Genomic DNA, 5,273 nt, shown 5'->3' with positions numbered 1-5,273 from the left:
TGCCTGGCGGCACTAGCGCGGTGGTCCCACCTGACCCCATGCCGAACTCAGAAGTGAAACGCCGTAGCGCCGATGGTAGTGTGGGGTCTCCCCATGCGAGAGTAGGGAACTGCCAGGCTCCAAATAAGTAGAAAGCCCTGTACTCTGTACAGGGCTTTTTGCTGTCTGCGGTTTATTCATCATTCCGCCATACAAGCCAAGCTCAGCCAGATAAGGTAAACTAACCGCGTTTAAACTCGGGAAAGATACCACTATGAGCACCTCACTTAAGCCCTTCAATACTTTCGGTATTCAGGCCAGCGCTTCACGAATTGTCATTGCGCAGACTGTGCAACAGCTTACAGAAGCATGGAATGATGCGGCTCTGGCTCAGCAGCCGGTTTTGATCCTGGGTGAGGGAAGCAACGTGCTCTTTCTGGAGGATTTCTGCGGTACGGTCATAGTGAATCGCATCTCCGGTATCGAGGTGGTTGAGGAGGACGATGCATGGCATCTGCATGTTGGGGCGGGTGAAAACTGGCATCACCTCGTTGAGTACACTTTGACAAATGGAATGTCGGGGCTGGAGAATCTTGCACTCATTCCCGGCTGCGTAGGCTCTTCCCCAATACAAAATATTGGCGCCTATGGCGTCGAGCTCAAGCAGGTGTGTGATTACGTTGATTGTGTAGATCTGCGTAGCGGCGAAATGCAGCGGCTGAACAACGTAGAATGTCAGTTTGGCTACCGTGACAGTATCTTTAAACACGATTTGCAGGATAATTTTGCAATCACAGCCGTAGGACTGCAGCTGCCTAAAACCTGGCAACCTGTGCTCACATACGGTGATTTAGCCAAACTGGATCCCGCGAAGGTTACCCCGAAGGCAGTTTTTGATGCTGTTTGCCATATGCGAACAACTAAGCTTCCGGATCCGCGCATTCATGGAAATGCTGGTAGCTTCTTTAAAAACCCCGTTATTCCGGCAGAAATTGCAGCAGAACTAATAAGCACTAACTCCAATGCGCCCAACTACCCACAGGCGGATGGCTCCACGAAGCTGGCCGCTGGATGGCTTATCGATCAGTGCCAGCTTAAGGGCTATCAAATCGGCGGCGCAGCCGTTCACCGCCAGCAGGCGCTGGTCCTCATCAACGCAGAGAATGCAGTGAGCCAGGATGTCGTTAACCTGGCGCATTACATTCGTCAGCGAGTGGGTGAAAAATTTAACGTATGGCTGGAGCCTGAAGTTAGGTTTATCGGCTCAAAGGGTGAAGTCAGTGCCGTGGAGACGATAGCGTGAAAGACAATAAAATTCCTCTTACACTGATTAGCATCCTTGCGGATGGCGAGTTTCATTCCGGCGAGCAGCTTGGTGAAAAGCTTGGCATGAGCCGCGCGGCAATCAATAAGCATATCCAGACGTTAAGGGACTGGGGTGTGGACGTATTCACCGTACCGGGTAAAGGGTACAGCCTGCCGGATCCCATTCAGCTGCTTGATGAATCCCTGATCAAATCGCAGATAACAAAGGGCTCCGTGGCGGTACTGCCGGTCATTGACTCTACGAACCAATACCTGCTGGAACGACTTGATAAACTTCAGTCAGGTGATGCCTGCATCGCTGAATACCAACAGGCAGGGCGTGGCCGACGTGGGAGACAGTGGTTTTCCCCGTTTGGCGCCAATCTCTATCTTTCCATGTACTGGCGCCTGGAACAGGGCCCGGCTGCGGCAGTTGGTCTGAGCCTGGTTATTGGTATCGTGATGGCTGAAGTGCTTCGCGAGCTTGGCGCTGAAGAGGTCAGGGTAAAATGGCCGAACGATCTCTATCTTAACGACAGAAAGCTGGCCGGCATACTTGTCGAATTGACGGGTAAAACCGGCGATGCTGCCCAGATTGTTATCGGTGCAGGGATTAATCTTGCTATGCGTAATGTGGCCACCGACGTAATAAATCAGGGGTGGATTAACCTCCAGGAAGCAGGGATTGAAATCGATCGTAATGCGCTGGCGGTTACCTTGATTCAAAAACTGCGTGCGGCGTTAACGCTCTTTGAACAGGAAAGTCTTGTTCCATTCTTATCCCGCTGGGAGGCGCTCGATAATTACTTAAATCGTCAGGTTAAATTAATCATTGGCGATCGTGAGATCTTCGGTATTTCGCGCGGAATAAACGAGCAGGGCGCCCTGTTATTAGAACAGGACGGAATGATAAAGCCCTGGGTCGGCGGTGAGATTTCGCTAAGAGGCGTGAAATAATTAATGGGGGAGGTATCCCCCATTTTGCTATTTTCTTAGTCGAACGCTTTCAACTGCGTGATTCGCGCTTTTTGTCATGATTAGACTGGCTCGCTCGCGAGTTGGAAGTATATTTTCTTTTAAATTCATGCCATTAATCTCTTTCCACAGCTGAGTGGCAATATTCACTGCTTCATCTTCAGATAATTTCGCATAATTATGGAAATAAGAATCTGGATCGGTGAATGCCCCCTCACGGAACTTCAGGAAGCGTTTGATATACCAGTCCTGGAGCAGATCTTCAGGCGCATCGACGTAAATCGAAAAATCGACAAAATCCGAAACGAATACATGGTGCGGATCGTGTGGATAGTCCATTCCGCTTTGTAAAACGTTTAACCCCTCGAGAATTAATATATCGGGTTGGGTAACCGTTTTGTCTCCGTCCGGGATCACATCATATATAAGATGCGAATAGACGGGAGCGGTGACATTCGTTGCGCCGGATTTCAGGTCAGAAACAAATTTAACCAGACGATGCATATCATAGGATAACGGGAATCCTTTTTTCTTCATCAGATTACGTTCTTTGAGAACCTTATTCGGATGAAGAAAACCGTCTGTGGTAATGAGCTCAACACGACGATGTTCTGGCCAACGGCTAAGCAAGGCCTGCAGAACACGTGCCGTGGTGCTTTTACCGACGGCCACACTACCTGCGATGCTAATAATGTAGGGAATTCGCTCCCCATTGGTACCGAGAAACTGCTCCAGCACGGCCTGTCGGCGGAGGTTTGAACTGATATAGAAGTTCAGCAGACGCGAAAGAGGCAGATAAATTTCTGCCACCTCTTCCAGCGAGAGATCTTCATTAATGCCTTTCAACCGCGCGACTTCGCCTTCGGTCAGCGTCATTGGCACCGAGTTACGCAGGGCTGCCCACTGACTACGATTGAACTGCAAGTATGGGGTCGTTAACATTTGCTCTTTATTACTCATAAGCATGCTTCTGCCTGTAATTCAGGACAAAATGAACGTTTAACGCGGACTGAGGAAATGAAACTAAGCTCAGATAATCAACGGCGCGCAACGTATTCTACTGTTCAACAATGGGCAGGAGGGTAACACCAGATGGGGGATAATAATAAGAAAAAAACGAAGGCGTGACGCTTTCACGAGTAAGCATCACGTTTTTAGACAGGCTTAACCAGCAATTGCTCTTATAACCTGATTCACCGCAAAGAGACGTTTATAGTAGATCACTGCTGGGTGGTAGTAACCGTCCTGAGAGCGGAGATAATCTGGCAGTTCACCCAGGCAACGGTAGCCTTGAGCGCGATAAAAGGCTTCAGCTGGCGTGCCCGCCTGTATATCGAGGGAGATTAATCCACGGTGATTTGCCAGAGCCGCTTTCTCCAGAGCCGTAATGAGCTGTTTAGCGATCCCTCTGCGTCGGGCCCGGCGATGCACTAATAGCGATTTTATTACCGCACGGTTTAAACCATCCGGTTCAAGGCAAAGCTCCAGACGGACAAACCCTACGAGGCCTTGCTCATCTCTCGCAATCCACATCAGCAGCTCACCCTTATCCAGAGCACTCCTTAAACGATAGAAAGTGTTTTCAGCCTCCTCCCGTGAAAGGGGTTGCTGATAGCCCACGGAGGCACCGCTGGCCATTGAGTCGAGTAGCAATGTTGCAAGTTCGCGGTAGTAGATCGGTAGCGTGGCAGCATTCAAAGCAACAATTTTCATTATTAATCCTCCTGCGTGAGTCTTCTTCTGACAAGCAAGAAGTGATCCAGATCACACATCCTTATTCCCTGGGCCAAAGTAGAAAAATAGAGTGTTAGTGCGCTTCTGCAGGGCAAAACAAACCAGGACTGCACTTTTCGGGTGCACTGTGGATCATTTTCAAGGGCTGGCAGAGAGCTAAGAACCTTTTGCCGGGTAAAAACCATCCAGAAGTGATGGATAATTCATCAAATAGTCGATGTGTCGTGCAAAATGTGAGCAGTAGTGCATTTAATGCAATTTTTTTGTTGCATAGCGGCGTCTGTGTTCCTAGAATGCGCGCTACTTGATGCCGACTTAGCTCAGTAGGTAGAGCAACTGACTTGTAATCAGTAGGTCACCAGTTCGATTCCGGTAGTCGGCACCATCAAGTGCCTGGTGGGGTTCCCGAGCGGCCAAAGGGAGCAGACTGTAAATCTGCCGTCATCGACTTCGAAGGTTCGAATCCTTCCCCCACCACCATTTTTAACCTTAATTTTGAGGTTAACCCATACGGTATAGTCAGTCCGAGCACCGTGCGGGGAAGGTGAAAACCTTCGACAAGGTTCGAGCTGAGCGCAGCGAAACAACGTGCGCAGCACGGCCCGAAGGGTGAGGAGCGAAGTGACGAATAATCCTTCCCCCACCACCATTTTAAGGCGACGCTTCGCGAAGCCAGAGGCGACAAGCTCCACGTGAGTCGACTCGAATACTGAGAAGTCTCTTCTCAGATTCAAAACAGAATTAAGCAGGTAGCCGAGTTCTAAGATGCGGGCATCGTATAATGGCTATTACCTCAGCCTTCCAAGCTGATGATGTGGGTTCGATTCCCACTGCCCGCTCCAGATGTGCTGATATAGCTCAGTTGGTAGAGCGCACCCTTGGTAAGGGTGAGGTCGGCAGTTCGAATCTGCCTATCAGCACCACTTCTATTCTCCTCCCTGTTTTTCTTCTGTTAGTGAATTCAGCAAATTCAGGCATTAAGCCTGGTTGACGTGGTGATACCACCGATTTATCCGTGTCTTAGAGGGACAATCGATGTCTAAAGAAAAGTTTGAACGTACAAAACCGCACGTTAACGTCGGTACTATCGGCCACGTTGACCATGGTAAAACAACGCTGACCGCTGCAATCACTACCGTACTGGCTAAAACCTACGGCGGCGCTGCTCGTGCATTCGACCAGATCGATAACGCACCAGAAGAAAAAGCTCGTGGTATCACCATCAACACTTCCCACGTTGAATATGACACCCCGACTCGCCACTATGCGCACGTTGACTG

The 5,273-nt window shown here is 49.7% G+C and carries 4 protein-coding genes, 4 tRNA genes, 1 rRNA gene, 1 other RNA gene and 1 pseudogene; 9 read left to right on the top strand and 2 right to left on the bottom strand.

Annotated features, from left to right (window positions below):
* Positions 1-2 precede the first annotated feature (2 nt).
* The 3 genes and pseudogenes from rrf to birA all read left to right on the top strand — a co-directional run bounded on the left by rrf (position 3) and on the right by birA (position 2,241).
* A 5S ribosomal RNA gene (gene rrf, locus HYQ67_RS23620) occupies positions 3-118 on the top strand.
* Positions 119-250: 132 nt separating this feature from the next.
* Positions 251-1,282, top strand: a pseudogene (murB, locus tag HYQ67_RS23615) (UDP-N-acetylmuramate dehydrogenase); the annotation flags it as partial.
* Positions 1,279-2,241, top strand: a complete 963-nt coding sequence (gene birA, locus HYQ67_RS23610) for a bifunctional biotin--[acetyl-CoA-carboxylase] ligase/biotin operon repressor BirA (RefSeq protein ID WP_202308600.1) — start codon at positions 1,279-1,281, stop codon at positions 2,239-2,241. The pseudogene murB and the gene birA, both read left to right, overlap by 4 nt.
* Positions 2,242-2,268: 27 nt before the next feature.
* Here the strand turns inward: birA and coaA are convergent, their stop codons facing one another.
* Both coaA and HYQ67_RS23600 read right to left on the bottom strand, forming a co-directional pair.
* A complete protein-coding gene (gene coaA / locus HYQ67_RS23605) occupies positions 2,269-3,219 on the bottom strand; it encodes a type I pantothenate kinase (protein ID WP_202308598.1) in 951 nt (316 codons plus the stop codon).
* A gap of 204 nt (positions 3,220-3,423) precedes the next feature.
* On the bottom strand, positions 3,424-3,972 hold the full coding sequence (locus HYQ67_RS23600) for a GNAT family N-acetyltransferase (protein WP_202308596.1): 549 nt from the start codon (positions 3,970-3,972) through the stop codon (positions 3,424-3,426).
* 330 nt (positions 3,973-4,302) lie between these two features.
* Here HYQ67_RS23600 and HYQ67_RS23595 point away from each other — a divergent pair.
* The 6 genes from HYQ67_RS23595 to HYQ67_RS23570 all read left to right on the top strand — a co-directional run.
* Positions 4,303-4,378 (top strand) — tRNA-Thr (locus tag HYQ67_RS23595).
* 10 nt (positions 4,379-4,388) lie between these two features.
* Positions 4,389-4,473: transfer RNA gene (locus HYQ67_RS23590), tRNA-Tyr, on the top strand.
* A 44-nt stretch (positions 4,474-4,517) separates the two neighbouring features.
* Positions 4,518-4,642: non-coding RNA, RtT sRNA (locus HYQ67_RS23585), on the top strand.
* A gap of 118 nt (positions 4,643-4,760) precedes the next feature.
* Positions 4,761-4,835, top strand: a tRNA-Gly gene (locus tag HYQ67_RS23580).
* Between the two features lie 5 nt (positions 4,836-4,840).
* Positions 4,841-4,916, top strand: a tRNA-Thr gene (locus tag HYQ67_RS23575).
* 112 nt (positions 4,917-5,028) lie between these two features.
* Positions 5,029-5,273: GTP-binding protein (locus tag HYQ67_RS23570; RefSeq protein WP_000031670.1), on the top strand; the 245-nt coding region annotated here is incomplete at its 3' end.

The organism is Dryocola clanedunensis subsp. sulfonylureivorans (genome assembly GCF_016756775.1).
Lineage (GTDB): Bacteria > Pseudomonadota > Gammaproteobacteria > Enterobacterales > Enterobacteriaceae > Dryocola > Dryocola clanedunensis.
The sequence above is the reverse complement of the archived record's forward strand: the minus strand, read 5'-3'. Positions and strand labels throughout refer to the sequence as shown.

Coding starts and splice junctions, on each gene's coding strand:
- coaA (WP_202308598.1), bottom strand. CDS start 3,219: ATGAGTAATAAAGAGCAAATGTTAACGACCCCATACTTGCAGTTCAAT.
- HYQ67_RS23600 (WP_202308596.1), bottom strand. CDS start 3,972: ATGAAAATTGTTGCTTTGAATGCTGCCACGCTACCGATCTACTACCGC.